Raw genomic sequence first — 25,443 nt, forward strand, 5'->3', positions numbered from 1 at the left:
CCTCACCGGGAGGGCAGGACGTCGACGTCCGCCGCCCGTACGAACTCCACGCGGTGCCCGTACTGGATCTCGTAGTAGAGCTCCTTGCCGCGGACGACCTGGTGGGAGTCCGTGGCGAAGGTGACCGCGTAGTAGTACTCACCGGGCACCTTGTCACCGACCACGTACCTCTGGCCCTCGGGCAGGGTGTACGGCAGGGGGGAGACCGTCTGGGCGGGGACTCCCGTCGGGTAGGCGGAGGCCTCCGGGTAGGCGCGGCCGTAGACCGGGATGCTCGTGCGGCCTTCCTTCGGGGTGACCACCAGGCCCGTGGCGTTCACCGCGGTGGGGTTGCTCCGCGGGTTGTGGAACCAGGCCTTCTGGCCCAGGTACCAGATCGCCGTCCAGTCGCCGTCGCGCCCCGCGACCGCGTACTGCTGGCCGGTGGAGACCCGCGACGACAGGTCGTTGACGTCGGTCGTGGGGGCCCTGCCGCCCAGACCGATGTCGGTGATCAGCGGCGAGGTCTCGTCGGGGGCGGAGTAGAGGCGCACCTCGCTCGAACCGTGGGACGCGCAGGGCACGCCTTTGGTGACGCAGCCCGTGTAGGTGGGCTGGTTGGTGGCGTAGTCGGGGCGGATCGTCACCAGGCCGCCCCTCTTGCCCGCGGTGGCCTTGAAAGGGTGGCCCAGCAGCTCGAAGTAGTGCCGCCAGTCCCAGTACGGACCGGGGTCCGTGTGCATCCCGGCCACGGTCGAGGTCGTCGGGCCCGGCACATTGTCGTGGCCCAGGATGTGCTGCCGGTCCAGCGGGATGCCGTACTTCGCCGCCAGGTACCTGACCAGGCGGGCCGAGGAGCGGTACATCGCCTCCGTGTACCAGGCGTCCGGGTTCGCCAGGAAGCCCTCGTGCTCCAGGCCGACGGACTTGGCGTTGACGTACCAGTTGCCCGCGTGCCAGGCCACGTCCTTCGCCTTCACATGCTGGGCGATGTGACCATCGGTGGAGCGCAGACTGTAGTTCCACGACACATAGGTGGGGTCCTGGACCAGCCGCAGGACGCCCTCCCAGGCGCCCTCGGTGTCGTGGATGACGATGTACTTGATGCTCTGGGCGGCCGGCCGGTCACCCAGGTCGTGGTTGCCGTAGTCGCCGTCCCCGAACTCCTCGTACGGCGCCGGGATCCACTCGCAGGACACCGTCCTCGGGCACTCGGTGCCGTTCTGGTTCAGCGTGCGCAGACCCGTCCGCGCCAACTGCCCGGTGTCCGGGGCGAGATCCGGCCGGGCGGCCAGCGCGACCTGCTGGCCGGCGTCCGTGGTGCGCTCCTCGCCGGTGCGCAGCACCTCGAACACGTCGTTCGCGTACGACGCCGCCGTCGCCGTGTCGTCCGCGCCGGAGAAGCGGGCCACCGCGCCGTACCAGTCCGCCGGGTCGGTGCTGAGCGGCTCGCCCAGGTCCTGCTGCGCGGCGGCGAGCAGCGCGGCGCCGCCGGCCACGTTCGCGGCGGGATCGGTGCGCAGCTCCTCGGCGCTCAGCCCGGTCAGCCCGGCCGCCTTCGGCAGGGTCTCCAGCCGGGCCGGGATCTCCGTCTCCGGCAGCTGCACGTCCGGGTGCAGGGCGGCGCGGGCGCTGTCGCCGCGGGCGTCCTCCGTGCCCTCGCTGTGGTGCGGCGCCGAGGCGATCGCCGTACGGGCGTCGGTGAGGTGCATCGGGCCGTAGCCGCCGGTCACGCTCGGCGCGCCGGCGTGTGTGTCCCAGCGGGACTGGAGATAGGAGACGGCCAGCAGGACGCTCTGCGGCACGTGGTACTCGGCGGCCGCCGAGGCGAAGGCCCGCTGGAGGCCGGCCGAGGAGTCACCGGCCGAGGAGTCCCCGGCCGCCGAAGGAGCCGCGCCGAGCAGGGGCAGCAGCAGAGTGGTGCCGGCCAGGGTGCCGACGAGTCTGCGGGTGGCTCTGTCGGTGGCGGTGGCGGATCTTCGCAAGGCAGCCTCCTGGGACGATCGAGCGCGACGATTCGGGCGGGGCCGGGCGTGCGTCAGTGCTACCGGCTTGCCGACGATCCGTCAATCATGCCCAGGGGCAGGGGAATTCCCTTCTCCATTGATCCATACGGTCGAAGCGGACCCGCACATACGAAGGTCCGCGGCGCGCCGCTCCACCGGGCGCACCGCGGACCACCGTCCCCGTCAGCGAGTGCCGACCGCCGCGCGCACGGCCCGTCGGGCCAGCTGGCAGTCGTCGTGCAGCCGCCTCAGCAGCAGCCGCTGTTCCTCGCCGGACGGCGCAGCACCCGGGTGGGCCGCTCCCGGTGCCGCCGGGGCCGTGTCGTGCATCGAACGCTGCACGGCCGTCTCGTAGGTACGGATCTCGCGGGTCAGGACGAGCATCAGGTTCACCAGGAAGGCGTCCCGCGATGCCGGGCCCGCGGACTGGGCGATCTGGCTGATCTGGCGGCGGGCCACCGGGGCGTCCCCGAGGACCGCCCACAGCGTCGCCAGGTCGTAGCCCGGGAGGTACCAGCCCGCGTGCTCCCAGTCCACCAGCACTGGACCGGCCGGTGAGAGGAGGATGTTCGAGAGCAGTGCGTCCCCGTGGCAGAACTGGCCCATGCCCTGCCGGCCCGCGGAGTGCGCGATGCCGTGGAGCAGTTTCTGCAGGTCGCCCATGTCCCGGTCGGTGAGGAGCCCCAGCTCGTGGTAGCGGGAGATCCGGGCCGCGTAGTCGAGCGGGGCGTCGAAGGTGCCCGCCGGGGGCCGCCAGGCGTTGAGCCGGCAGACCGCGCCGAGTGCCGCCCTGATGTCCGCCCGCGGCGGCGCCTCCGCCGGATGCCGGTGCAGGGCCGCGACCCGTCCGGGCATCCGCTCGATGACCAGGGTGCAGTTGTCCGGGTCCGCCGCGATCAGCCGGGGGACGCGCACCGGGGGACGGTGCCGGACGAACGAGCGATAGGCCGCTATCTCGTGCCGGATCCGCTCGGCCCATACCGGGGAGTGGTCGAGTAAACACTTGGCGACGGCCGTGCTGCGTCCGGTCGTACCGACCAGGAGCACGGACCGTCCGCTGCGCCGCAGCACCTGCACCGGGGCGAACTCCGGGCAGATCCGGTGCACCGACGCGATCGCCGTGCGCAGCTGGGCGCCCTGGGGGCCGGACAAGTCGAGTCTCCCGCTGAGCGGTTGGGTGCCGAGCCCCGGAACGCGTCGCGCCCTGCCCGTACCCGGTACGGGGGCCGTCGGCCGCGCGGGGTCGAGGTAGGGGCCGCTGCCCGCCGGGCGGGGGCGCAGCGGCCGGGGCGGGGCGGACACGGAGGACGATGCTGCGTACATGGGAGAAACAGATCCCTTCGTGTGCCTGCTGTGCCTGGAGAAGCAGTGCGCTGCCCGACCCGGACCACCGGGTGCACCCTGGGGAATGTCCCTGTGCGGTCCGGGTCGGGGTGGCGCGTTCCTACCTCAGCGCATATGCCCAGTGGCACACCATCTGGCGCACCCTGGCGAACCCTGGCGAATAGTCGCCCGGCATCTTTCACCGGGCTACTGTCAACTCAGCCGAGAACCTGGGGGCTTGACGTGAGCGGAGAACCCAACACCCGTCTTTCGGACCTGTTCGGCCTGGCCGGCTGGTCCAAGGGCGAGCTCGCGAGGCTGGTCAACCGGCAGGCGGCGGCCATGGGCCACCCCCAGCTGTCGACCGACACCTCGAGAGTGCGGCGTTGGATCGACATGGGAGAGATCCCGCGCGATCCGGTGCCGCGGGTGCTGGCAGCTCTGTTCACCGAGCGTCTCGGCCGTGTCGTGACCATCGAGGATCTCGGTCTGGTCCGGCACGGGCGTACGGGGAAACGGCCGGGCGACGGGAGTGCGGAACATCCCGACGGCATGCCGTGGGCGCCCGACCGAACCGCCGCGGTCCTCACCGAATTCACGGGAATGGACCTCATGCTCAACCGACGCGGCTTGGTGGGCGCGGGTGCCGCGCTCGCCGCGGGATCAGCTCTCACCAGTGCCATGCACGACTGGCTGCACACCGACCCTGCCCTCACCGCCGACGCTCCCCGATTCGACGATCCCCTGCACGCCGACCCCGCTGGGTTCGACCGCTACGAGGCCGCCCCCATCGGGTCGCAGGAGATCGAGGAACTGGAGCGCTCGGTCGAGGTGTTCCGGGCCTGGGACGCGGCCCGCGGAGGCGGGCTGCAGCGCAAGGCGGTCGTGGGACAGCTCAACGAAGTGGGCGGCATGCTCGCCTACCGGCACCCCGACCATCTCCAGCGGCGCCTGTGGGGCGTCGCCGCCAACCTGGCCGTCCTCGCGGGCTGGATGTCCCACGACGTCGGCCTCGAACCCACGGCCCAGAAGTACTTCGTCATCGCCGCGCACGCGGCGAGAGAGGGCGGCGACCGGCCGAGGGCCGGCGAGGCCCTGTCCCGCGCGGCCCGTCAGATGGTGCACCTGGGCCGGCCCGACGACGCGCTCGACCTGATGAAGCTCGCCCAGTCGGGGTCGGGCGAGCAGGTGCTGCCGCGGACCAGGGCCATGTTCCACACCATCGAGGCCTGGGCGCAGGCCTCCATGGGCAAGGGCCAGGCGATGCGCCGCACCCTCGGCCAGGCGGAGGACCTCTTCGTCTCCGACCGCAGCGACGTACCGCCGCCGAGCTGGATGCAGACCTTCAAGGACGAGGATCTGTACGGCATGCAGGCCCTGGCCTACCGCACACTGGCGGAGTTCGAGCCGGGTGCGGCCGCCCACGCCCAGCACTACGCGGAGAAGGCCCTGTCCCTGCGCAACGACGGGCGGGAGCGCTCGAAGATCTTCGACCATCTGTCGATGGCGTCCGCCTGCTTCATCGCGGACGACCCCGAACAGGCGGACCGGTACGCGCGGTTGGCCCTGATGGCGATGGGCTCCAACTCCTCCGGCCGCACCTGGGACCGGCTGCGCCAGATGTACCGGCTCACCGCCGAGTACTCCAGCTATCCGAAGATCAACGAACTGCGGGAGGAGATCAGGATGGCCCTGCCGAAGCCCAAGGGAAGGGGCGGCAACAGCGCACGGGCGTGAGCTTGTTATGACATCACTTTGGCGACGAGCACACAGGCGTCGTCCTCGCGCTCGGCCTCGCCGAACTCCTCCACGACCGTCCGCACGCAGTCCTGCGCGGTGCGCGCCCCGCCGAAACGGGGGGCGAGGCCGAGGAGTCGGTCCACCGCGGCCGTTCCGCTGTGCCCGGGCACCAGTCCGTCCGTGTGCAGCAGGAGCAGATCGCCCGGTTCGAGGGTCTCCTCGGCCTGGGCGTAGACGGCTCCGGAGGTCGCGCCGAGCAGCACGCCGTCCGGTGCGTCCAGCCTGCGCCCCGTCCCGCCGCGGAACAGCAGTGGGGCGGGGTGTCCGGCCTGCGCCCAGAGCAGGGTGCGGGTCTCGGGACGGTAGCGGCAGCAGACCGCGCTGCCGAGTGCGGGCTGGACGGTGGCGTCGAGCAACTGGTTGAGCCAGCCCATGAGTTGACCCGGCTGGGTGCCCGCCATCGCCATCCCGCGGACGGCGCCCAGCAGGGTCGCCATGCCCGAGGTCACGGCGACTCCGTGGCCGGTGAGGTCGCCGACGCTCAACAGCGTTTCTCCGTCGGCCAGTTCGAGGGCGTCGTACCAGTCGCCGCCGATCAGGGCGCCGGTCGCCGAGGGCAGGTAGTGGGCGGCGAGGTCCAGGGTCTCCGCGCCCTGGTGCGGCAGGCGCAGGGAGCCGCGCCACGGCGGCAGCACGGCTTCCTGCAGTTCCACCGCGAGCCGGTGCTCGGACTGGGCCTGCCGGCGGTGACGGTGTAACGAGTCACGGGTCTCGCTCACGGCCCGTTCGCTGCGCCGCAGTTCGCTGACGTCCCGCAGCACCGCCCACATCGAGGCGGTGCTGCCGTCGGTGTCGAGTACGGGCTCGCCCATCATGTGGACCGTGCGCACCTCGCCGTCCGGGCGCACGACACGGAACTCGCCGTCGATGCGCTGGGCGTCGACGAGGCAGTCCGTGACCATCGCGGTCAGCCGGGGCCGGTCCTCGTCGAGGACGAGGGAGGGGAGTTCGTCGAGGGTGAGCGGGGGAGCGGTGCGGTCCCGGCCCAGGATGCGGTAGAGCTCGCCGGACCAACTGGCCTCGTCCGTCAGGAGGTTCCACTCCGCGCTGCCCACCCGGCTGAGCAACGAGCCGCGCCGGGGAGCGGGCGGCGCGGTTCGCGCGGCGGGGTCCGCCCCGGGGGACGACCGCACGGGCGGCGGACCGTCCCGCAGCTGCGCCAAGTGCGCGTCCAGGTCGGTGAGTTGGTGCAGCGCGAGGTCGTAGAGCGCGCGCTGCCAGCGTCCCTGCGGGTCCGCTCCGTCGCTGGGCGCGTCCCGTCGCACGGCGTCCACGTCGCCCTTGAGCCGGCGCGCCTGCGATATCAGGGCGTCGACCGGGCCGCGTCCGGGCGGCTGGCCGGCTGGGCGGTCCGCGGAGAGGTGGGACGGCATGACGCACTCCGATGCGGGGACGGTTCGACCAAGGCGGACGGAGGGACCGTTACGACTGTTGCACAGGCCGCGACGCGCTGTAAGGGATTCGGCAACACACGATCCGGTGGTGCTTCTGGCATATGCCACAGTCTTTACGGCGAGCTGGTGACGGGTGGAGCGGGTACGTCGTTCGGTGCAGCAAATCGTAGACGGACTACGCGACTTGGTGGGGTCGCGTGGGTCCATCCATCCGATATTCATGCGGGTGTTCGAGGGTCTTGTGTTCCCTTTGGGGAAAGTGACGCAGGTCACATAAATTCATGCCGGGTTCGGCGTAAGGAAACGGCACCTGCGAGGTCCTACAAACACAACGGCACGACCGCCGCCGTCCGACCCGCAGGGGAGACCGCCCATGGACATCAGTCTCGAGCAGCCCGCCCGGGCCCGTCTGATCACCGCGGAGAGCCAGGAGCTGCCCGTCCCCGCGACCCTGCGCTACGACTCCGGGGACCCGCTGGCGGTGTCCCTGGCGTTCCCGCCCGAGGTCTCCCTGGACGGCGAGGGCGTGAGCTGGACCTTCGCCCGCACGCTGCTGCAGGAGGGGCTGCGCGGGCCGGCCGGCGGCGGCGACGTGCATCTGTGGCCGTGCGGCCCGGACACCACGGTCGTGGAGCTGCACTCGCCGCACGGCCTCGCGCTGCTGCAGTTCGACACGCCGGCCCTGCGCCGCTTCCTGCTGCGCACCTATGCCGTGATCGGCGCGGGGCAGGAGGATCTCGGCGCGGCCGTGGAGGAGGGGCTGAGCGAGCTCTTCGGGACCGTCCGGCCGTCGCCCCCGGCAGGTGCGGAGTGACCGGCCCTGGGTCTCAGTACCGCAGGATCCCCGCGATCCCGTCGGCTCCGCCCAGCGTGCCGTCCGGGACGAACCTCACGTCCGCGCCGGTCTCCAGGCACTGCTCGACGATCTCGTCCACGATGTCCTCGCGGGCGTCGAGGTCGCCGCTCGCGGCCGGGACCAGGTGGTCGCCGTGGTCGTCGCGCACGGTCGCGCGGTAGTTCTCCTCGACGGCCAGCAGACGGATCCGGCCCTCCCGGGCGCTGCGCCAGATCTCGTCGACGCCGGCCGCGAACGCGTGGCGCCCGCGCGCCGCGTCGAGTTCCCGGGCCACCGCGTGGGCGTTCTTGCGGGCCTCGGCGGCGACCAGCGGAGCGATCGCGTGCCGGACCGCGTCGGGCGTGCCGTGCGCGAGGCCGCCGTGCGGGACGTGCACCGCGTCCTTGGTCGCGCCGCCGACCTCGTCCAGCAGGGACAGCGCCGCCGGTTCCCCCGTGACGTACAGCGGCCGCGGATCCTCCCGCAGCAGCGCGCTCAGCGCGCCGTCCGCCTCGCGCAGGAACTGCCGGGTGCCCTCGTCCCGGAACGTGCTCGGGAAGTCACCCACCCGCTCCACGCGTTCGGCGTCGAAGTTCTCCCGGCTCCTGGTGAGCGGGAAGCCGCCGGCGCGATGCTCGGCGACCCGCTCGGGACCGCCGTTCCACAGCGTGATCCGGTCGGGGGAGACCGACAGCACCCAGTACGGCCGCTCGGCGGCCTGCGCGGAGACGAGGTTGCGGGTCAGGAAGGTGTCCGAGAGGACCACACGCTCCGGAACCTCGCGGGCCAGCGACCACACCTGGTGCTCACCCGGAGCCGCGAAGATGACCAGACCGTCCTCGGCGTGCGCGAGATCGACCTCGGCGAGCGCCTGGTCGAGCTGGCGGGAGACGTCGATGCGCCGCTCCCGGGGGACCGCCGGATCGGTCTCCAGCCGCCGCTTGGCCTCGGCCACCACATTGCGCAGCCGGACCGGGTCCTGGGTGTTCTCGGGCTCACGGCGATGGGTCGGCGTCAGCACCGACACCGCGGGATAGGCGCGCGGGCGACGGAGGTCGGAGAGGGTCGCGGGGCTGAGTGCGTGCTCCATAACAGCACCATAGGACCGATTCACCGATCAGGCATTTGGGGCAAGTTGATCGGTTCCGGTGGCTCGCGGCTCCGACGGTCCGAGAACGGCGATCGAGCCCTGCGCCATCGCGCACAGGGTCTCGGTGCCCTCCGCGTCGACCGTGCTGAGATCGCAGCGGCACACCACGCGCGTACGGCCCGCCCGGACGACCTCGGCGCGGGCGCGCAGCACCTCACCCCGGGCCGGGCGCAGGAAGTCGACGGTGAAGCCGGCCGTGCTCACCGCGGAGCCCACCACCGAGCCCGCGGCGAAGGAGAGCGCGTTGTCCGCCGCGTACCCGAGGACACCGCCGTGGACGGTGCCGCGCTGCTGGAGGAGATCGCCGCGGATGTCGAGTTCGAGGGTCGCGGCACCCTTCGAGAAGGCGGTCAGGCGAGCGCCGACCAGCCTGCTGAAGGGCTGCTCCGCCAGGACCTTCCGGGCGAGCGCCAAGTCCAGGGACTGACTCATGGGCACCTCACTTCACTGGTGAAGTGAGGGTGGCGCGGATCGGCCCCGCGTGTCAACATCGGCCCATGTCCGAGCCCGACGACCAGCGTCTGTACTTCCTGCTCCAGCGGGCCGCGCACCGGCTGCGCACCTCCGCGGACCGGCGCTGTCTGGCCGCGGCCGGCGTGACGACGGCCCAGCTCGGCGCCCTGTTCGCCGTCCGGGACGAGCCGGGCGTCACCCAGCAGGGGCTCGCCGGGACGCTCGGTCTGCGGGAGTCCGCCGTCACCGGCCTCGTCGGCCGGCTCACGGCGGCCGGGCTTCTCGCCCGGCGCCCGCATCCGCGCGAACACCGGGCCGTGGTCCTGGAGTTGACCGATGCGGGCACCGCCGCCCTCGACGCGGCCGCTCCGGAGATCGACCGCTTCAACGCCGAACTGCGCGCGCTGCTCGGCGACGACGGCTTCGCCGGCACGGCGGCGGCCCTGCGCCGGCTCGCCTACGGGGAGGCGTAGAGGGCCGGACAGGGCGAGGTTGAGGCGGCTCCCGTCGCGGAGCGGCGCTCAGTCCTCGTCCTCGGGCCCGCACGAGCTGCCGTCCGGGGGCAGGGTGCCGTACAGGAGGAAGTCGTCGACCTTGCGGTGTACGCACTTCGAGGAGCCGTAACCGGTGTGCCCCTCGCCCTTGTTGTCGAGGACGACCGCCGAGTCGCCGAGCCGCTTCGCGGTCTCCACCGTCCAGCGGTACGGCGTCGCCGGGTCACCGCGGGTCCCGACGAGGAGCATCTTCGGGGTACGGACGTCCCGCACCTTCTCCCGGATGAAGTCGGTGCCCTTGGGGCGGCCGTAGCACATCAGGTACTCGGTGAGCCGGTACCGGCCGAAGACCGGGGACGCCTGCTCGTACTCCTCCCGCAGGCGGCCCAGGTCCTGGCCGATCCGGTCGGCGCCGGGGCGGTCGGGATCGTCCGCGCAGTTGACCGCCATCAGCGCCGCCGGAAGATTGTCGAGCGGGACGTCCTCCGCGTCGGCGAGGGGGAGGTGCGTCTCGTCGGCGGTGGGGGAGGCGGTCCCGGTGCTCTTCGTGAGGAGGCCGACGCCGGTGCCCTTCGTGGGAAGGCCGATGCCGCCGCCTCCGAAGCCGAGGATGCCCGACGTGTCGCCCTGCTCCACCAGTTCGGCCAGCGCCCGCTCCAGGGACGGCCACAACTGCCTGCTGTAGAGGGCCTGTCCGATCGCGCCGACGAGGTCCTGTCCCGTGAAGTCGGGGCCGAAGCCCGTCGCCAGCGGATCCTCGTCCAGCGACCTCACCAACTGTCCGACCTGCGCCCGGGCACTGCGCGCGTCCGTGCCGAACGGACAACCGACGTCCTTCACGCACCAGTCGACGAAGTCCTCCAGCGCCGTCTGCTGCCCCGCGGCACCCGCCACGCCCTGTTCGGACAGCGGTTCGGTGAGGGTGTCGACGCCGTCGAGCACGAGTCGTCCCACCTTCTTCGGGAACTGCGCGGCGTACACCGCGCCGAGGCGGGTCCCGTAGGAGAAGCCGAGGTAGTTGAGCTTCCTGTCGCCGAGAGCCTGGCGCATGACGTCCAGGTCGCGCGAGACATTCACCGTGCCGATGTGGCGCAGGACCGGCCCGGAGTGCGCGGCGCACTGGTCGGCGGCGCTGCGCAACTGCTGGAGCACGGCCTGCGGATCGTCGCCGAGCCCTGTTTCCCCGGCGGTCGCGTCGAGTGCCTCGTCGGTGCCGTCGCCGCAGCTGACCGGGGCGGACCTGCCCACCCCGCGCGGATCGAAGGACACCACGTCGTACTCGTCCGTGAGATCCATGAACTCCTTGCCCCCGGCGGCGAGTTCGGGCACACCCGCGCCGCCGGGCCCGCCGAAGTTGAGCAGGACCGAACCCCGCGGGTGTCTGCTCGTGGCCCGGTAGCGGGCGAGCGCGAGGTCCAGGGTGCCCGCGCCGGGGTGGGCGTAGTCGAGGGGGACGGTGATCTTGCCGCACTGGAGATCGTAGGGCGCCTCCATGCCCGTGCACTTCGACCAGTGCACCTTCTGGCGGTAGAACCGCCCGAGCCCGGAGCCGTCGGCGGCCTCGGCGGGCAGTGTGGTGCCGAGCAGGGCCACTCCCACGGCCGCGGAGAGGGCGTACCGCCGGACCCCGCCTCGTGTCGACAGCCTGGCCAGCATCCATGCCTCCACGGACGCCCGCCGCGGACCGGTCATCGGCGCCCTCGATCACGATAGGTGGGCTCCCGGCGGGCCGCCTCCCGGCGAGCGGGATCCTATAATCTGCCCTACCCTGTGCCCGATCGGTGGTGATGAGTAGGTTTTGCCGCAAGTTCGACAACCATGTCGCTCGATGGGGTGAAAGGCCGATTAGCCATAACTCTGATGGTTCGCCTGCGTTTTACGCGGTGCGGGCGACTGCTCGCGTCCAAGTCTGGAAGGCAGGCAACCATGAGACGGGCTACCCGAAACGGTCTGATCGCCGTCGCCGCCGCGTCCGGGGCGATGGCCGTGACGATGCCGGCGTACGCCGGTGCCGCGGCGGACGGCGCCGCGACCGACTCGCCCGGGCTGATCTCCGGCAACACCGTCCAACTCCCTGTGCACGTGCCGGTGAACGTGTGCGGGAACACCGTAGACGTGGTGGGGCTGCTCAATCCGGCCGCGGGCAACACGTGCGTCAACGAGGGCTCCAGGGGCGGGAGTTCAGTGCGGGCGGCCGGTGCCACGACGACGGACGGCGGCGCCACGGCCCGCGGTGACGTCCAGGACTCCGCGGGCGTCCTCTCCGGCAACGGCGTACGGCTGCCGGTCCACCTCCCGCTGAACGTCAGCGGCAACAGCGTGAACGTGGTCGGCATCGGCAACCCCTCCGACGGCAACACGTCGGTGAACGGGCCCGGGGAACCGCCCGCGGAACCGAACCGCCCGACCACGCCGACACCCACACCGAGCACGCCGCCGAAGGAGACCCCGGCACCGCGGCCGGCCGCCCCACACACGCCGCCCGGGCCGTCCCTCGCCCACACCGGCGCCGACCAGACCCTGCCCGCGGGGGTGGGAAGCGCCGCGCTCGTCCTCGGCGGAGCCGTGCTGTACCGGCGCTCCCGCGCGGTGCGCTGACCGCGCGACCTCTCCGGCGGGCGGAAGGCCCCATCGCACGGGTGGCCGATGGGGCCTCCGCTCACGCCCGACGTCCGGTCAGCAGCACCATGCCCGAGTCCCCGTAGTTCGGCAGCGTCGGGTCGCTGTCGAGGTGAGTGACCGTCAACTCCTTTGTCAGCGGCGCGAACACCTCGGTGACCAGGGCCGGGTCGACCGGGCAGCCCGGCCAGCGGGAGGCCGGTCCGACGCGGTAGGTCGGCAGGTTTTCCATGAACGCGGCCACCAGATGCCCGCCCGGCACCGCACAGCGCACGAACGCCCGGCAGAAGCTCGCGAACTCGGCGAAGTCCTCGGTGGCCCCCTCGGCGACGAAGTGCATCGACGCGAGGTCGTACGCGCCCGCCTCCAAGTCCCGTACATCCGCGTGGACTACGCGCACCTGCGCCAGAGACCGCGCCAAGGTGCCCGGCACGGCGGGGTTCAACCGTCTGCACAGCGCGTGGAACGGCAGCCAGCTCGCGTCCGGCCGGCAGACGATCTGCTGCTGCAGATAGGCCACGTTCCCGGCCCCCGCCTCGACGGCGTCGATCCGGCGGCTCACCGCGGACGCCAGGATCAGCGGATACAGGTTCGGCCCCGCGCCGAACTCCACGGACCGAGCGACACCGCCCGGCGCGAGCCCGCGGTAGAACGCCGCGTGGTGGGCGATGACCGCGGCGTCCGAGGGGTGCAACTCCCGGTAGTTCTCGGCGAGATAGTCCACGACCGGCCAACGGTCCCAGTCCACGTCGTCGTTGTGCGTGGTCATCGGCGCCTCACCTCCCGCACTCCCTCGCCCGCAGCCGGAACCGCGCCGCGAGCGCGGTCAGCGTGCGGTTGAGCCGGTCGATGTCCTCGTCCGAGTTGAGGGCCGTGATCTGCACCCGGAAGCCGACCCGGTCACGCGGGACGAGGGGATGAGCGGCCAGCGTCACGTAGATGCCCTCCTCCCACAGGAACGCGGCGACCGCGTCGAGGTCGGCCGGATCGGCCAACGGGATCTCCACGATGGGCAGTTCATGCGTGTTGAGGGTGGCCACGTCGAGAGCGGCGAGATGGTCGAGCACCCGCACGGTCCTGCGGTGGATCGCGGCCCTCAGCTCGTCTCCCCGCCGGTCGTTGACGTCGAGCCCGGCCAGCGCGGTGGCCAGGGACGCCGTGGGCGAGGGGCCGGAGTAGAGATAGGGCGCCGCGGTCGTCTTGAGGCGGTTCTTCAACTCGGTGGGCAGCGCCAGGAAGGCGAGCAGCGACGAGTACGCCTTCGAGAAGCCCGCGGCCAGCACGATCCCGTCGTACGACTCGCCGCTGTACCGCACCACGCCGTTGCCGCGCATGCCGTACGGACACGGCTCGCCGGGCCCGCGCTCCCCGATCAACCCGAAACCGTGCGCGTCGTCGACGTAGAGCGTCGCGCCCCGCTCCCGGCACACCCGCGCCAGCGCGGGCAGGTCGGGGACGGTGCCGGTCATGCTGTCGACGCCGTCCAGGCAGACCAGCCGGCTCGTGCCCGCGGGTGCCGAGTCGAGCAACTCGGCGAGTTCCTCCGGGTGTTCGGCGTGGAAGCGGTGCAGGGTGGCGCCCTGGCCGCGGGCGACCACGCAGCCGTCGTAGACCGTGCGGTGCGCTCGCGCCTCGACGAAGACGTGCCCGCCGTCGGCCAGGACCGGGATCACCGAGGCGTGGATGAGGGTCAGCGTCGGCAGCAGCAGGGTGTCCGGGGCGCCCAGCAGCGCGGCGAGGCGCTCCTCCAGCGCGGGATACAGACGGGGGCTGCCCAGCAGCCGTGACCAGCTCGGGTGGGTGCCCCAGCGTTCGACGGCCGGGCCGATACGGGCGGCGATCTCCGGGTCCCAGTCGAAGCCGAGGTAGTTGCAGGAGGCGAAGTCGACGAGCCAGTGCCCGCGGCTGCGGATCCGCCGCCCGCGCACCTCGTCGATGACCGCGTCACTCATCGGACTGGTCAGCCGCAGCCGCTCGATGTCCGACGGGTGGTGAGAGGGCAGGAACGCAGGCCCGGGACGGGCCGCGGGGTGTGCCTGCGGGGAGGACAAAGGCGAGCGTATGGACGAGGGCGTGGGTGCGGGTGCAGGCTTGGGCGCGGATGAAGGCATACGGCGAGCCGCCGGGCGTTCCTCCCGTGAGGGCGAGGGTGTACGGCCGTCCCCCCGCCGCTCCTCCGACAAGCCCCGTGACGGCGTACAGCCCCCCTCCCGCCCGTTCGCCCGCGCGACACCCGGCGCCACCCTCCCGCCGTCCCGCCGCAGCACCCGCTCGCTCTGCGTCACCGTCATCGGCCGGGCGAACAGGAACCCCTGTCCGAACCGGCACCCCATCCCGGCCAGCAGATCCCGCTGGGCCGAGTCCTCGATGCCCTCGGCGATCACCTGGAGCCCCAGGGTGTCGGCGATGCGGACGATGCCCTCGACCAGCGCGACCTGCTGGGCGTCGCGGGTGATGTCGTCGATGAACGTCTTGTCGATCTTCAGTACGTCGATGGGGAAGTCCCGCAGGTACCGCAGCGAGGAGAAGCCGGTCCCGAAGTCGTCGACCGCGATGTGCACCCCGAGCCCCTTGAGGTCCTCCAGTACCCCCTGGACCTGCGCGTCCCGGCGCAGCAGCACCCTCTCCGTCAGCTCCAGCTGGAGCGATCCGGGCGCGAGCCCCGGCGTCCGCAGCGCCTGCCCGACCTGGTCGACGAACCCGGCGTCGCGGAACTGCCGGGCCGAGACGTTCACACTCACGTACGGCGCGGTCGCGGGCCCCGGCAGCCGCTGGAGCCCGGCGATGTCACTGACCGCGTTCTCCAGCACCCACGAGCCCAGCGGCGCGATGTGCCCGGTCTCCTCGGCGAGGCTGATGAACTGCTCGGGCGAGACGGGTCGGCGTGGCGCCCGCGGCCAGCGCACCAGCGCCTCGAAGCCGACCACCGCACCCGCCGAGATGTCCACGACCGGCTGGTAGCGCAGCGCGAACTCCCGGTCGGCGACCGCCCGCGCGAGCCGGCTCTGCAGGTCGTGCCGCTCGACCATGCGGTCGTGCAGCAGCGGCTGGAAGCGGCGCCACTGCCGTTTCCCGGCCGCCTTCGCCGCGTACAGCGCGAGGTCGGCGTGGCCGAGCAGCTCCTCCGCGTCCGTGCTGTCGTGGGCCGTCGCCACGCCCACGCTCGCCGACACGCTCACGGACTCGTCGCCGAGCACGAACGGCCGGGTCAGCGTCTGCACGACCTGCGCGGCCAGCAGCTCGGCGTCCAGTGGCTCGCGCGCCCCTTCCATGAGGACGGCGAACTCGTCGCCGCCCAGCCGGGCCGCGGTGTCGGTGCGCCGCAGCGTCCGGGTCAGCCGGTTGCCGACGGCGATCAGCAGCCGGTCCCCCGCCGAGTGCCCCATCGTGTCGTTGACCTGCTTGAAGTCGTCCAGGTCGATGAAGAGCAGACAGGTCAGCGAGTTCTCCCGGCGGCCGCGCAGCAGGGCGCGCTCGACGCGCTCCAGGAGCAGCGTGCGGTTCGGCAGGCCGGTCAGCGAGTCGTGGAAGGCCCGCTGGGTCAGCTCGTGCTCCAGTCTGCGCTGCTCGGTGACGTCCCGCAGGGTGACCACCAGCCCGGCGACCGTGCGCTCGTCCCGGAAGTCGCTGCACCGCACCTCCACCTCGACCCGGCCGCCCCGGTGCCGTATCCACCAGTGGTCGTGGGTCGCGCGCGGCCCGTTGTCCCGTACGGCGGTCAGCTCGCGGGCGGCCCGGAGCCGGTCGCGCGGATCGACCAGGTCCGGCAGCGGGACGCCCACCAGCTCGGCGGTGCCGAACACGGCCTCGGCGGACGGGCTGGCGTAGCGGACGGTGTCGTCGTCCTCGACGATCAGGATGACGTCGGAGGTGTTGCGGACCAGGGTGCGGAAGTAGGCCTCGCTCTCCCGGCGCACCACCTCCTGGCGCAGCACGACCCGCTCCATGGCTAGCCCCGCGTGCGAGGCCAGGATCTCCAGGGAGCGCCGGGTCTCGGCGAGCGCCCGCCGGGGTCCCGCGACCAGGAGCACGCCCGGGATCTCGGCGGCCGGACGGTCGGGCGGGATCATGGGGCACACCAGGATCGCGGGCAGGTCGCCCAGCAGGGCGGCGAGCGCGGGTCCGAGCTCGGTGGGGGCCACGAGCCGGGTCTCGGACGGGGCCGGGCCGAGGGACGGGTCGGCGGGCAGCAGCAGGGTGCGGTGGTGTTCGGCAGGGCCCAGCAGCAGGTCCACGGCCCCCTCGCAGGCCCGGGCCACCTCCTGCTGCCGTACCGCGGACACCAGCGAGGCGGCCGCCCGCCGTAGCGCCAGCTCGCGCGCGACCGCTCCGCGGTGGGCCACGACCATGCCCGACAGCCGCAGGATGACCAGCAGGAAGAGGACGCCCGAGAAGGCGGCGATGACGGCCGCGTGATGAGGTGCGCCGGTCATCGCCTCGGCGAGCAGGATGCCCGGGGCGATCAGGGTGGCCAGCGCGAGGATCAGCACCCGGCCCCGGGGCGGGAGCAGGGACCGCCTCTGCGGTACGGCGGCCGTCAGCCCGGCCATCGCCGGGTGCAGCGCGGCCAGGCCCCAGGCGGTGTAGAAGACGATCCAGCCCGAGTCCAGCAGGGTGCCCGCCTGCCACATCCCGCCCAGTTGCAGCATGCCGTAGGCGATGTCGAAGCCGAGCAGCGTCAGTGTCCCCACGACCAGCAGCTGGACCGAGCGGTTGTGGCCCTCGACGGGGCTCGGGGTCACCAGCCGGGCCAGCAGGGCGAGGACCAGCACGTCACCGAGGGGATAGGCGATGCTGATCGCCCGCTGCTGCCAGGTCATCCCCGCCGTCTCGGCGAGCGGCTGCACCAGATACACCCACACCGGCAGCGCGAGTCCGGCGGTGAGGATCAGGGCGTCGAGCAGGCTGGGGAGGTCGTGTCCGGCCCAGCGGTAGCGGATGAGCCCGTAGAGCCCGGTCGCGAGCAGCGGATAGGTGGCCAGGTAGCAGGCGTCGGCGGGGGAGGGGAACGGGTTGGAGGCGTGGAAGTACTCCTCCAGGACGTTGTAGTACGTGTCGCCCGCGATGAAGGTCAGCAGCCCCGCCGCCAGGGCCCACCAGGGCCAGCGGTGGGCGGGTCGGTGGATCCGGATCCCGGTCAGCACGGCGGCGACACCGGCGAGCCCGATCACGGCCCACAGCGGGGTACGGGCGCTCGGCACCGTCATGTAGACGACGGTGGCGACCGCGACGAGGGTCGCGTGAGCGGCCATCAGCCGGTATGCCGACAGCAAGGGCAAGCGCCTCCCCCCACTGGAGGAGACCGGGCCGTCCACCTGGTCCGGGTTCCTTGTCGATCGTAGGAGCCGGATGAGGCGGCTGCATCTGGAGGGACGGCCGACTACGGCCGGTGGAACCGGCGGTGCAGGTCCCGTACGCGCTCCGTGAGCTCGGGGACCGGGCCCTCCACGATCACGCCGGGTGCGATCTCGTGGACGGGGAGTGTCCGGACCGGCGGGGCCGGGACGCCCAACTCGGCCAGCCAACCAGCCAGTTGCTCGGAGGAGGCCACGTACACGATCCGGCCGAGGCCCACCCAGGCGTGCGCGGCCGCGCACATCGGGCAGTGCTCACCGGAGGTGTACACCGTCGCCGCCGCCCGCTCCTCGGGGCTGAGGTGGGCGGCCGACCAGCGGGCCAGCTCGAATTCGGGGTGCCGGGTGCGGTCGCCGGAGGCCACCCGGTTGTGGTCCTCGGCGAGCACCTCCCCGTCGGCGCCCACGAGCACCGAGCCGAAGGGCTCGTCCCCGGCCTCCAGCGCCTCGGCGGCCAGTTCCACGCAGCGGCGCAGATGGGGCAGTTCGATCTCCGTCACGACCATGCGCACAGCCTAGAGCGGCGAAAACGTGGTGCGGCGGCCGTAAACGACATTGCCCCGGGGACGTCCGGGTGGTGAAGTGGGCCCATGGATCATGCAGCGGTGCTCGCGCTCTACGACCGGGACATGCGCGAAGGCGCCCAGCCGGACGGCCCCGGTACGCGCGTCGAGCGGGTCGGCGGGGTGGTCCGCCAGGTCGCCGAGGCGCACGGCTGGAACGGCGTCGTCTGGTCCGACCTGGACGAGACGAACGCCGACGCGGCGATCGCCGAGCAGGTCGCGTACTACACGGGGCTCGGCCGCGAGTTCGAGTGGAAGCTGTACGGCCACGACCTGCCCTTCGACCTCGGTCAGCGGCTGAGGGCGGCGGGCTTCACGCCCGAGCCCGAGGAGACGCTGATGATCGCGGAGGTCGCCGACCTGACCCTGGACGTCGATCCGCCCGAGGGGATCCGGGTCCTGCCGGTCACCGACCGGGCGGGCGTCGATCTCGTCGCGGACGTCCACGAGAAGGCCTTCGGCACCGACAGCTCCCGGCTCCGGCGCCAGCTGCTCGCCCGGCTGACGGACGACCCGGACACGGTCGTCGCCGTCGTCGCGCTCGCCGGCGACGAGCCCGTGAGCGCGGCCCGCATGGAGCTGGTGCCGGGCACCCGCTTCGCCGGTCTGTGGGGCGGTGGCACCGTCGAGGAGTGGCGCGGCCGGGGCATCTACCGCGCCCTGGTCGCCCAGCGCGCCCGCGCCGCCGTGGACCGCGGCTACCGCTACCTCCAGGTCGACGCGATGAGCACCAGCCGCCCCATCCTGGAACGCCTCGGCTTCGAACCGCTGACGACCACGACACCGTACGTGTACGAGGTGTAGCCGGAAATCTCGTTGGCGGATGTCACATCCCCGCCGCCCGGTCCGTCGTACCGGCATGACGACGAACCAGAACCAGAGCATCCTCCTCGCCGGCGCGAGCGGAGTCCTCGGCCGGCACATCACCCGGGCCCTGACCGAAGCCGGTCACAAGGTCACCGGACTCGGCCGGAGCAGGGACAACGGCGTCCGCGCCGACCTCATGGACCGCGACGCCCTGCTGCGTGCCGTGGACGGGCACCGCTTCGACACGGTCGTCCACGCCGCGACCGCCCTGCGCAAGGCGCCCATGCGCCACAGCGACATGCACGCCACCAACGCCCTGCGCATCCAGGGCACTTCGCACCTCGTCGAGGCCGCCCAGCTCGTCGGAGCGGGCCGCTTCGTCACCGAGTCGATGGTCTTCGGCTACGGCTACGGCGACTTCGGCGACCACGAACTCACCGAGGACGACCCCTTCGGCCCGCCCGGCACCACCGGGCAACTGGAGCAGCACCTCGCGGGCATGCGCACCAAGGAACAACTCACTTTCGGCACCCCCGGGTTGGACGGCATCGCCCTCCGCTTCGGCCTCTTCTACGGCCCCGGCGGCACCGAGGCCATCCTCGCCATGCTGCGCAAGCGGCAGCTCCCTCTCCCGGGCGACCACGGCCGGGTCCTGCCGTGGGTCGAACTCACCGACGCGGGCCGCGCGGTGGCCGCCGCCGTCGACCACGGGCGCCCCGGCCAGGCGTACAACATCGCCGACCGCACACCGATCGGCTTCCGCGCCCAAGTGGTGACCACCGCCGAGGAGTTCGGCGTGCCGAAGCCGATGACCGTACCGCTGTGGCTGATGCGGCCCCTGTCGTACGCGCACGCCATCATGGTGTCGAACATGCGGGTCTCGACCGCGAAGGCCGAGCGGGAGCTGGGCTGGACGCCCAGGTATCCGTCGACCCGCGACGGCGTGGCCGCGCTGCACGCGGCGACCCGGTGATCTACAGGTCGAGCTGGTACTCCACGGCCCGGTGCGTCGGTACGTACCCGAGCGCGTCGTTGACGGCGAGCATCGGCGCGTTGCCGTCCGCGGTGTCGGTGCACAACCCGGCGAGTTCCGGGTGCCGTTCGCGGGCGGAGCGGATCGAGGCCGCCTTCATCCAGCGGGCGAGGCCGCGGCCACGGTGCTCGGGCAGCACGGCGGTGCCGTAGTGCTGCCCGTCGCCCAACCCGTCGCCGGGCACGACGAGTTCGGAGAAGCCGACCACCTCGCCGGTGCTCTCCTCGACGGTGGCCACCGTGTACAGGAGTTCCCCGCGCCGGGCGACCGCCTCGGCGGCCGCGACCACCCGCTCCACGTCCCAGACGACCGTGCCGAAGTCCGTGCCCTCCATCGGCATGTCGTCCATGGCACGGCGTGAGTCCGCGAACGACCGCGCCCGTTCCGGCGGCACGGTGCCCTCCCACCGCGTCAACCGGTAGCCGGGACAAGGCCGTTCGACGAGCGCGTCGAGCATCTTCAGGTCCGCGTCCGCCAGCGGAAGGCGGGCGTACGTCAGCGACAGCACCCGGCGAAAGCCGCGCGCGGCCAGGAACAGGTCACCGGGGGAGCCCAGCACACTCTGGGCGATGACACTCCGCCGCCCCTCGGTCTTCGCCGCGGCCACCGCCGCCTCCAGGAGCCCGGTCCCCACGCCCTGGCGCCGTTCCGCGCCGTGCACCGCGACCTCCAGCTCGGCGAGATGCTCCTGCCCCTCCTTCGTGAACAGCCGCAGGAACGCGGACCCGAGCGGCACGCCGTCGGCCCCGGTCGCCAGCCAGGCGAGCCGGCGACTGGAGGCACCGGGCTCGGGATCGGCGAGCGGGGTGAGGTGGAAGGACAAGAGGGTCTCCGTCACGGGGAGGCGGTGTGCGGGCTGTCGCAGCCTGCCGCCGCGGTCCGCCGGACGCAACGGATATACGACGGCGCGCCGGACCGTCCGGCGCGCTCTGCTGTCGGTGTCCGTAGGTCAGCGGCGGGCCTTCGACCGGTCCAGTGCCGCCACGCCCAGCGCGGCGAGACCGATCTGGATGAGCCACTCGACCCAGTCGATGCCCTTGGTGTCGGCCACGTCGAAGGCACCGGCGATCGCCGAGCCGATGAGCGCGGCCACGATGCCTACCAGAATGGTCCACAGGATCCCGATGCGCTGCCGGCCGGGTACCACGAGCCGGCCCAGGACTCCGATGACGATGCCGATCACGATGGCGCTGATGATGCCGTCGATCTCCATCTCCACCCCCTTTTCCGAAAGCCCCCGCAGTAATGCCATTGCCCGCTGGAGGCAAGGGCAGTCCGGCTCCGCTTCAACCATCGGTCAACAGCCGGTCAATCCTGGGCCGCTGGGCCGGATCGACCCTGTTCGGCCTTCCGCTTGCCATGTACCGTTCAACTCGATCCGCCGTACTGAGTTCGTACGGCGGATGGTCTACGCGCGCAGATGCCCTGTTTCTACGCGCGTAGCCACCGGCACCCGCACAGCTCCTTCCCCCCGACCCCTCACGGAGGTACGCCGGATGCGTGGACTCACCAGACCCCGACGCAGACTCAGCGCGGTGCTCGCCGGAATCGGCCTGCTCACCACGGGCTTCGCCGTCCAGGTCGCCGCCACCCCCGCTGCCCACGCGGCCACGACGCACCGTGTCCTGTTCGACGACGGCCACGCCGAGGAGGCGGGCAACGCGGACTGGATCATCTCCACCAGCAAGCCGGACCCGCTGGCCCAGGACTCCTCCCCGTCCGCCGAGACGGACTGGACCGGCGCGCTCTCGTCCTGGGGCGTGGACCTCCAGAAGACCGGCAGCTACAGCCTCAAGACCGCCACCAGCGCGCTCACGTACGGCGGTTCGTCCACCACCGACCTCTCCAACTTCGACACGCTCGTGCTGCCCGAGCCGAACACGCTCTTCACGACCGCCGAGAAGACGGCGATCATGACGTTCGTGAAGAACGGCGGCGGTCTCTTCATGATCTCTGACCACACCGGCGCCGACCGCAACAACGACGGCGAGGACGCGGTCGAGATCCTCAACGACCTGATGACCAACAACAGCGTCGACTCGACCGACCCGTTCGGCTTCTCGATCGACTCGCTGAGCATCAGCTCCGACTACCCGTCGGCCATCAGCGACAGCAGCGACCCCGTGCTGCACGGCTCCTTCGGCACCGTCACCAAGAGCCTCATCGCCAGCGGTACGACCGCCACCCTCAAGCCCGCCGACAACTCCTCGGTCAAGGGCCTGCTCTACCGCACCGGTTACTCCGGCAACACCGGCGCCTTCTTCGCCACCAGTACCTTCGGCAGCGGCCGGGTGGCCTTCTGGGGCGACAGTTCGCCGATCGACGACGGCACCGGCCAGTCCGGCAACACGCTCTACGACGGCTGGAACGACTCCGGCGCCACGAACGCGGCCCTCGCCCTCAACGCCACCGAGTGGCTCTCTGGCGCGAGCAGCAGCGGCGGAGGCGACGACGGGGGCGGCTCGGGCACCTGCACCGCCGCCCAGCTGCTCGGCAACAACGGCTTCGAGTCGGGCAACACCACCTGGAGCGCCAGCAGCGGTGTCATCACCAACTCCAGCAGCCAGTCGGCCCGTTCGGGCTCGTACTACGCCTGGCTCGACGGCTACGGCTCCGCCACCACCGACACGCTCTCGCAGTCGGTGACCATCCCGTCCGGCTGCACCACCGCCGCGCTGAGCTTCTATCTGCACATCGACACGGCGGAGACCACGACCAGCACGGCGTACGACACGCTCAAGGTCCAGGTCCTCAACAGCTCCGGAACCGTCCTCGGCACCCTGGCGACCTACTCGAACCTCAACGCCGCCAGCGGTTACACCCAGCGCAGCTTCAGCCTGGCGAGCTACGCCGGTCAGACCGTCACCCTCAAGTTCACCGGCACGGAGGGCTCCACCCTCCAGACGTCGTTCGTCCTCGACGACACCGCGCTGAACGTCAGCTGACCCACCCGGTCGCGGCCAGCACCTCGGCCGCGATGTCCGGTACACCGCGCCCGTCGGTCACCACTCGCAAGGTGCCGACGGGCGCACGGTCCTCCAGCATGCGCGCCTTGCGCGCGCTGCCCCGCAGCTCGTGCTCCAGCTCGGAGCCCAACTCCCGTGCCGTGAGCCGCTGTCGGGCGGTCGCGTCGGTGGCGGTGAGCAGCACCCGGACGATCCGCACGCCGTCTCCCATCGCACGCCGGAACATCCCGGTCTGCTCCTCCAGCACGCTCACGGTGTTCGTGTAGACGAGGCGGCGGTAGCCGAGTTCGGCGTAATTGCCCCACACGGCGGTCAGGTTGCGCTCGCCGATCGCCGCCCGGCCCGGATCGCCCTCGGGCGCCGGATGCACCTGCCCCATGAAGTCGCCGTCGATCACGGCGTGCGCGACCTGCGCGGCCCGCAGCAGGGCCGAGACCTCCCAGCCGACGGTCGTCTTGCCGACGCCGGCGCGGCCGCCGATGAGCAGTACGTCCGCATGGTCCATGAACACAGGGTGACAGGCCGGGCGGGGCCGGGGCGACGGAGTTTCAGGCCCGCAGGGACCAGGTGCGCAGGAAGACCTCACGGCCCCGGGAGACCCCTTCGCTCGCCGCGTTCCGCGCGTCGATCCGCAGGACCACCAGCCCCTGTCGCGCCCCGGCGAGGTGAGGGTGAGACTCGTGTGGGCGTCGATATGTGTGATCCTGCCCCAGGGAGGCGGTCGATGGAGGAGTCGGTGCTCGGTGGGGGAGCGGTGAACGAGGTCGTACGAGTCGGTGCGACGGTACGGCGGACACGGTCTCAACGGACGGACTTCGTGCGGGAGTTGCTCGCGCTGTTCGAGTGGGCGGGATGGGAGGGCGCGCCACGCCACCTGGGCGCGGACGCCCAGGGCAGGGAGAGCTTCACCTATCTGGAAGGCCGGGCGGCACTCACCCCGGCCGAGCGGCGTGCGGCCCGCACCGACGAGGCGCTCGTGGAGGTGGTCCAACTGGTCCGCGCCTTCCATGACTTGACGCACGGCACGGCTCTGGCCGGCGACCAGGAGGTCGTGTGCCACAACGACCTCGCGCCGAAGAACACCGTGTACGCGGTCACCGGGAGCGCCTGGCGCCCGCTGGCCTTCATCGACTGGGACCTCGCCGCGCCGGGGGCCCGGATCCACGACGTGGCCCATGTGTGCTGGCAGTACCTGGAGTTGGGGCCGGAGGTGACCGACGTACCGGAGACCGCACGGCGGCTGCGGCTCGTGTGCGACGCGTACGGACTCGACGAGCGGGACGCGCTCCTGGACACGGTGCTGTGGTGGCAGGACCGGTGCCGGCGGGGGATCGAGGCCGGGGCGCTGCGCGGTGAGCCCGCCATGGTCGGGTTGCGGGAGCGCGGGGCGGTGGACGTGGTGCGGCGCGCGGGCGAGTGGGTCGCTGCCCACCGGCGCGAGCTGGGCGCCCTCCTGTAGAGACGGCGAGGGCCGGCCCGCGGAGGCGGACCGGCCCGAGTGGTGTCCTTTCCGGGGTGTTCCTACGGAGTCGGCGCGCTCTTCGCCGCCGTGCCCGCGCACATCAGCCCCAGGATCACGGCCAGGGCGCCGATGATGATGTTGTTCAGCGCGACACCGGCGTCCGGGCTGTCCCCGACGATCCAGGGGGCGACGATCATCCAGACGCCGACCGCGCAGAACGCCCAGCTGAGGCCGTACATGCGCTCCGGGGCCCGGGTGAAGCCGAGGGCGAGCAGACCGATCGCGATGCCCACGATGAGGTTGTGGGTCACGAGGGCGGGCTGGCTCGTCGTGTAGTGGAGTATCCAGGGGGACACGGCGCAGTACAGACCGAGCAGGAACACCGGTCCGTCCACGAGCGCCACATCGCGACCGCCGAGCATACGGGCGTAACGAGCCCGCATCTCGGAAACATCAGGGTGGCTGGAGATGTCACCTCTGGTGGGCGAGACGTTGGCCATTTCTCGTCTCCTTTGACTCGCAGGCCTGACCGCTTCTGTTGCGGTGTGCGGTAAGCGCCGCCTCCTTACATTCTGCGCTTATTTGGGCTTTATGTGTAGGGGTCGAAAATCAAGGAGAGATCGCGCCGCAGCCGGTGCAGCCCGCGCCGCGCGTGGCTCTTGACCGTGCCCAGCGGCCACCCCGTGCGCTCGGCGATCTGAGTCTGGCTGAGGTCCTCGTAGAAGGTGAGCCGCAGGACCCGCTGCTGTGCGGACGGCAGCCGGGCGAGTCCGGCCCGCACGACCAGCTGGTCCAGGGTGGTCTCGGTCCGGTCGTCCGAGGACCCGGTGCAGGGGAGGCGGGCGCCCGCCGAGGCGACCAGGTCGGCCCGGCGCGTGCGCGCGGCCAGCGCGTCGGCGGTCTTGCGCCGGGTGATGCCGACGATCCAGCCGGCGAGCGTCCCGCGCTCCGGCCGGTAGGTCCCGCGGCCCTGCCACACACCGAGGAAGACCTGCTGGGTGACGTCCTCCGCCTCCCTGGCATCGCCCAGGGAGCGCCAGGCCAGCGTGTGCACCAGGGCGGACCAGTGCCGGTAGACGGCCGCCAGGGACGCCTGGTCACCCGCCACGAGTCCGCGCGCGAGCGCCAGCTCCTCCTCCGTCTCCCCGTGGGTCGTGATCGTGCTCGAGGGCGAGTTCATGACGGCGGCTCCTCACGTTCGGTGG

At 72.0% G+C, this 25,443-nt stretch carries 22 protein-coding genes; 8 read left to right on the top strand and 14 right to left on the bottom strand.

The features are described 5' to 3' along the window. Positions 1 to 2 precede the first annotated feature (2 nt). Complete coding sequence (locus ABZ896_RS23630) at positions 3 to 1,910, bottom strand: peptidoglycan recognition family protein (protein ID WP_360932467.1); 1,908 nt, start codon at positions 1,908 to 1,910, stop codon at positions 3 to 5. Positions 1,911 to 2,168: 258 nt separating this feature from the next. After that, positions 2,169 to 3,308, bottom strand: a complete 1,140-nt coding sequence (locus ABZ896_RS23635) for an aminoglycoside phosphotransferase family protein (protein WP_360932372.1) — start codon at positions 3,306 to 3,308, stop codon at positions 2,169 to 2,171. A 243-nt stretch (positions 3,309 to 3,551) separates the two neighbouring features. Here ABZ896_RS23635 and ABZ896_RS23640 point away from each other — a divergent pair, with 243 nt between their 5' ends. Continuing rightward, positions 3,552 to 5,045, top strand: a complete 1,494-nt coding sequence (locus ABZ896_RS23640; protein ID WP_360932376.1) for a hypothetical protein — start codon at positions 3,552 to 3,554, stop codon at positions 5,043 to 5,045. Positions 5,046 to 5,050: 5 nt separating this feature from the next. Here ABZ896_RS23640 and ABZ896_RS23645 read toward each other — a convergent pair whose 3' ends face one another. Next, on the bottom strand, positions 5,051 to 6,481 hold the full coding sequence (locus ABZ896_RS23645; RefSeq protein WP_360932379.1) for a SpoIIE family protein phosphatase: 1,431 nt from the start codon (positions 6,479 to 6,481) through the stop codon (positions 5,051 to 5,053). A 394-nt stretch (positions 6,482 to 6,875) separates the two neighbouring features. On the opposite strand from ABZ896_RS23645, the gene ABZ896_RS23650 reads away from it, so the two are divergent. After that, positions 6,876 to 7,316 carry an SsgA family sporulation/cell division regulator gene (locus tag ABZ896_RS23650; RefSeq protein ID WP_360932382.1) on the top strand — a complete coding sequence of 147 codons (441 nt, stop codon included), beginning with the start codon at positions 6,876 to 6,878 and terminating at the stop codon, positions 7,314 to 7,316. A gap of 13 nt (positions 7,317 to 7,329) precedes the next feature. On the opposite strand, the gene ABZ896_RS23655 is transcribed toward ABZ896_RS23650, so the two are convergent. Together ABZ896_RS23655 and ABZ896_RS23660 are read right to left on the bottom strand one after the other, a co-directional pair. Beyond that, entirely contained in the window at positions 7,330 to 8,427 is a 1,098-nt protein-coding gene (locus ABZ896_RS23655; protein ID WP_360932385.1) for a chemotaxis protein, read from the bottom strand. A 27-nt stretch (positions 8,428 to 8,454) separates the two neighbouring features. Continuing rightward, positions 8,455 to 8,919, bottom strand: coding sequence for a PaaI family thioesterase (locus ABZ896_RS23660; protein WP_360932387.1), 465 nt, complete (start codon positions 8,917 to 8,919; stop codon positions 8,455 to 8,457). A gap of 65 nt (positions 8,920 to 8,984) precedes the next feature. Here ABZ896_RS23660 and ABZ896_RS23665 point away from each other — a divergent pair, with 65 nt between their 5' ends. After that, the gene (locus tag ABZ896_RS23665; RefSeq protein ID WP_360932390.1) at positions 8,985 to 9,413 is read left to right on the top strand and encodes a MarR family winged helix-turn-helix transcriptional regulator; all 429 of its coding nucleotides are present in this window, start codon (positions 8,985 to 8,987) and stop codon (positions 9,411 to 9,413) included. A gap of 48 nt (positions 9,414 to 9,461) precedes the next feature. Here the strand turns inward: ABZ896_RS23665 and ABZ896_RS23670 are convergent, their stop codons facing one another. Further along, complete coding sequence (locus tag ABZ896_RS23670) at positions 9,462 to 11,090, bottom strand: alpha/beta hydrolase (RefSeq protein WP_360932393.1); 1,629 nt, start codon at positions 11,088 to 11,090, stop codon at positions 9,462 to 9,464. A 270-nt stretch (positions 11,091 to 11,360) separates the two neighbouring features. Here ABZ896_RS23670 and ABZ896_RS23675 point away from each other — a divergent pair, with 270 nt between their 5' ends. Then, positions 11,361 to 12,032, top strand: coding sequence for a chaplin (locus ABZ896_RS23675; RefSeq protein WP_360932396.1), 672 nt, complete (start codon positions 11,361 to 11,363; stop codon positions 12,030 to 12,032). Positions 12,033 to 12,093: 61 nt separating this feature from the next. Here ABZ896_RS23675 and ABZ896_RS23680 read toward each other — a convergent pair whose 3' ends face one another. The 3 genes from ABZ896_RS23680 to ABZ896_RS23690 all read right to left on the bottom strand — a co-directional run bounded on the left by ABZ896_RS23680 (position 12,094) and on the right by ABZ896_RS23690 (position 17,913). Next, positions 12,094 to 12,822 (bottom strand): class I SAM-dependent methyltransferase, encoded by a 729-nt coding sequence (locus tag ABZ896_RS23680; RefSeq protein WP_360932399.1) that lies wholly within the window; start codon positions 12,820 to 12,822, stop codon positions 12,094 to 12,096. 7 nt (positions 12,823 to 12,829) lie between these two features. Beyond that, positions 12,830 to 17,305: an aminotransferase class I/II-fold pyridoxal phosphate-dependent enzyme gene (locus ABZ896_RS23685; protein ID WP_360932470.1), complete on the bottom strand. Its 4,476-nt coding sequence runs from the start codon at positions 17,303 to 17,305 to the stop codon at positions 12,830 to 12,832. Positions 17,306 to 17,433: 128 nt separating this feature from the next. After that, positions 17,434 to 17,913, bottom strand: coding sequence for a nucleoside deaminase (locus ABZ896_RS23690; protein ID WP_360932402.1), 480 nt, complete (start codon positions 17,911 to 17,913; stop codon positions 17,434 to 17,436). 84 nt (positions 17,914 to 17,997) lie between these two features. Here ABZ896_RS23690 and ABZ896_RS23695 point away from each other — a divergent pair, with 84 nt between their 5' ends. Then, positions 17,998 to 18,774, top strand: a complete 777-nt coding sequence (locus ABZ896_RS23695) for a GNAT family N-acetyltransferase (protein ID WP_360932405.1) — start codon at positions 17,998 to 18,000, stop codon at positions 18,772 to 18,774. Between the two features lie 55 nt (positions 18,775 to 18,829). Then, entirely contained in the window at positions 18,830 to 19,750 is a 921-nt protein-coding gene (locus tag ABZ896_RS23700) for an NAD(P)-dependent oxidoreductase (protein ID WP_360932408.1), read from the top strand. A gap of 1 nt (position 19,751) precedes the next feature. On the opposite strand, the gene ABZ896_RS23705 is transcribed toward ABZ896_RS23700, so the two are convergent. Next, a complete protein-coding gene (locus ABZ896_RS23705) occupies positions 19,752 to 20,633 on the bottom strand; it encodes a GNAT family N-acetyltransferase (RefSeq protein WP_360932473.1) in 882 nt (293 codons plus the stop codon). A gap of 126 nt (positions 20,634 to 20,759) precedes the next feature. After that, positions 20,760 to 21,023, bottom strand: coding sequence for a GlsB/YeaQ/YmgE family stress response membrane protein (locus ABZ896_RS23710; RefSeq protein WP_360932411.1), 264 nt, complete (start codon positions 21,021 to 21,023; stop codon positions 20,760 to 20,762). A gap of 283 nt (positions 21,024 to 21,306) precedes the next feature. Here ABZ896_RS23710 and ABZ896_RS23715 point away from each other — a divergent pair, with 283 nt between their 5' ends. Next, positions 21,307 to 22,755 (top strand): hydrolase, encoded by a 1,449-nt coding sequence (locus ABZ896_RS23715; protein WP_360932414.1) that lies wholly within the window; start codon positions 21,307 to 21,309, stop codon positions 22,753 to 22,755. Here the strand turns inward: ABZ896_RS23715 and ABZ896_RS23720 are convergent. Further along, positions 22,748 to 23,281: a hypothetical protein gene (locus ABZ896_RS23720; RefSeq protein ID WP_360932417.1), complete on the bottom strand. Its 534-nt coding sequence runs from the start codon at positions 23,279 to 23,281 to the stop codon at positions 22,748 to 22,750. The two genes, ABZ896_RS23715 and ABZ896_RS23720, sit on opposite strands and share 8 nt — an antisense overlap. A 219-nt stretch (positions 23,282 to 23,500) precedes the next feature. Between ABZ896_RS23720 and ABZ896_RS23725 the strand changes: the two genes are divergently transcribed. Then, positions 23,501 to 24,235 carry a phosphotransferase gene (locus ABZ896_RS23725; RefSeq protein WP_360932420.1) on the top strand — a complete coding sequence of 245 codons (735 nt, stop codon included), beginning with the start codon at positions 23,501 to 23,503 and terminating at the stop codon, positions 24,233 to 24,235. Positions 24,236 to 24,297: 62 nt separating this feature from the next. Here the strand turns inward: ABZ896_RS23725 and ABZ896_RS23730 are convergent, their stop codons facing one another. After that, positions 24,298 to 24,738: an SPW repeat protein gene (locus ABZ896_RS23730; RefSeq protein WP_360932422.1), complete on the bottom strand. Its 441-nt coding sequence runs from the start codon at positions 24,736 to 24,738 to the stop codon at positions 24,298 to 24,300. A gap of 89 nt (positions 24,739 to 24,827) precedes the next feature. Beyond that, complete coding sequence (locus tag ABZ896_RS23735; RefSeq protein WP_360932424.1) at positions 24,828 to 25,418, bottom strand: sigma-70 family RNA polymerase sigma factor; 591 nt, start codon at positions 25,416 to 25,418, stop codon at positions 24,828 to 24,830. Positions 25,419 to 25,443: the final 25 nt, after the last annotated feature.

The organism is Streptomyces sp. NPDC047072 (genome assembly GCF_040643855.1).
Lineage (GTDB): Bacteria > Actinomycetota > Actinomycetes > Streptomycetales > Streptomycetaceae > Streptomyces.

Coding starts and splice junctions, on each gene's coding strand:
- ABZ896_RS23655 (WP_360932385.1), bottom strand. CDS start 8,427: ATGGAGCACGCACTCAGCCCCGCGACCCTCTCCGACCTCCGTCGCCCG.
- ABZ896_RS23675 (WP_360932396.1), top strand. CDS start 11,361: ATGAGACGGGCTACCCGAAACGGTCTGATCGCCGTCGCCGCCGCGTCC.
- ABZ896_RS23690 (WP_360932402.1), bottom strand. CDS start 17,913: ATGGTCGTGACGGAGATCGAACTGCCCCATCTGCGCCGCTGCGTGGAA.
- ABZ896_RS23735 (WP_360932424.1), bottom strand. CDS start 25,418: ATGAACTCGCCCTCGAGCACGATCACGACCCACGGGGAGACGGAGGAG.
- ABZ896_RS23725 (WP_360932420.1), top strand. CDS start 23,501: ATGGAGGAGTCGGTGCTCGGTGGGGGAGCGGTGAACGAGGTCGTACGA.
- ABZ896_RS23715 (WP_360932414.1), top strand. CDS start 21,307: ATGCGTGGACTCACCAGACCCCGACGCAGACTCAGCGCGGTGCTCGCC.
- ABZ896_RS23645 (WP_360932379.1), bottom strand. CDS start 6,481: ATGCCGTCCCACCTCTCCGCGGACCGCCCAGCCGGCCAGCCGCCCGGA.
- ABZ896_RS23635 (WP_360932372.1), bottom strand. CDS start 3,308: ATGTACGCAGCATCGTCCTCCGTGTCCGCCCCGCCCCGGCCGCTGCGC.
- ABZ896_RS23670 (WP_360932393.1), bottom strand. CDS start 11,090: ATGCTGGCCAGGCTGTCGACACGAGGCGGGGTCCGGCGGTACGCCCTC.
- ABZ896_RS23660 (WP_360932387.1), bottom strand. CDS start 8,919: ATGAGTCAGTCCCTGGACTTGGCGCTCGCCCGGAAGGTCCTGGCGGAG.
- ABZ896_RS23730 (WP_360932422.1), bottom strand. CDS start 24,738: ATGGCCAACGTCTCGCCCACCAGAGGTGACATCTCCAGCCACCCTGAT.
- ABZ896_RS23680 (WP_360932399.1), bottom strand. CDS start 12,822: ATGACCACGCACAACGACGACGTGGACTGGGACCGTTGGCCGGTCGTG.
- ABZ896_RS23700 (WP_360932408.1), top strand. CDS start 18,830: ATGACGACGAACCAGAACCAGAGCATCCTCCTCGCCGGCGCGAGCGGA.
- ABZ896_RS23720 (WP_360932417.1), bottom strand. CDS start 23,281: ATGGACCATGCGGACGTACTGCTCATCGGCGGCCGCGCCGGCGTCGGC.
- ABZ896_RS23650 (WP_360932382.1), top strand. CDS start 6,876: ATGGACATCAGTCTCGAGCAGCCCGCCCGGGCCCGTCTGATCACCGCG.
- ABZ896_RS23665 (WP_360932390.1), top strand. CDS start 8,985: ATGTCCGAGCCCGACGACCAGCGTCTGTACTTCCTGCTCCAGCGGGCC.
- ABZ896_RS23695 (WP_360932405.1), top strand. CDS start 17,998: ATGGATCATGCAGCGGTGCTCGCGCTCTACGACCGGGACATGCGCGAA.
- ABZ896_RS23710 (WP_360932411.1), bottom strand. CDS start 21,023: ATGGAGATCGACGGCATCATCAGCGCCATCGTGATCGGCATCGTCATC.
- ABZ896_RS23685 (WP_360932470.1), bottom strand. CDS start 17,305: ATGGCCGCTCACGCGACCCTCGTCGCGGTCGCCACCGTCGTCTACATG.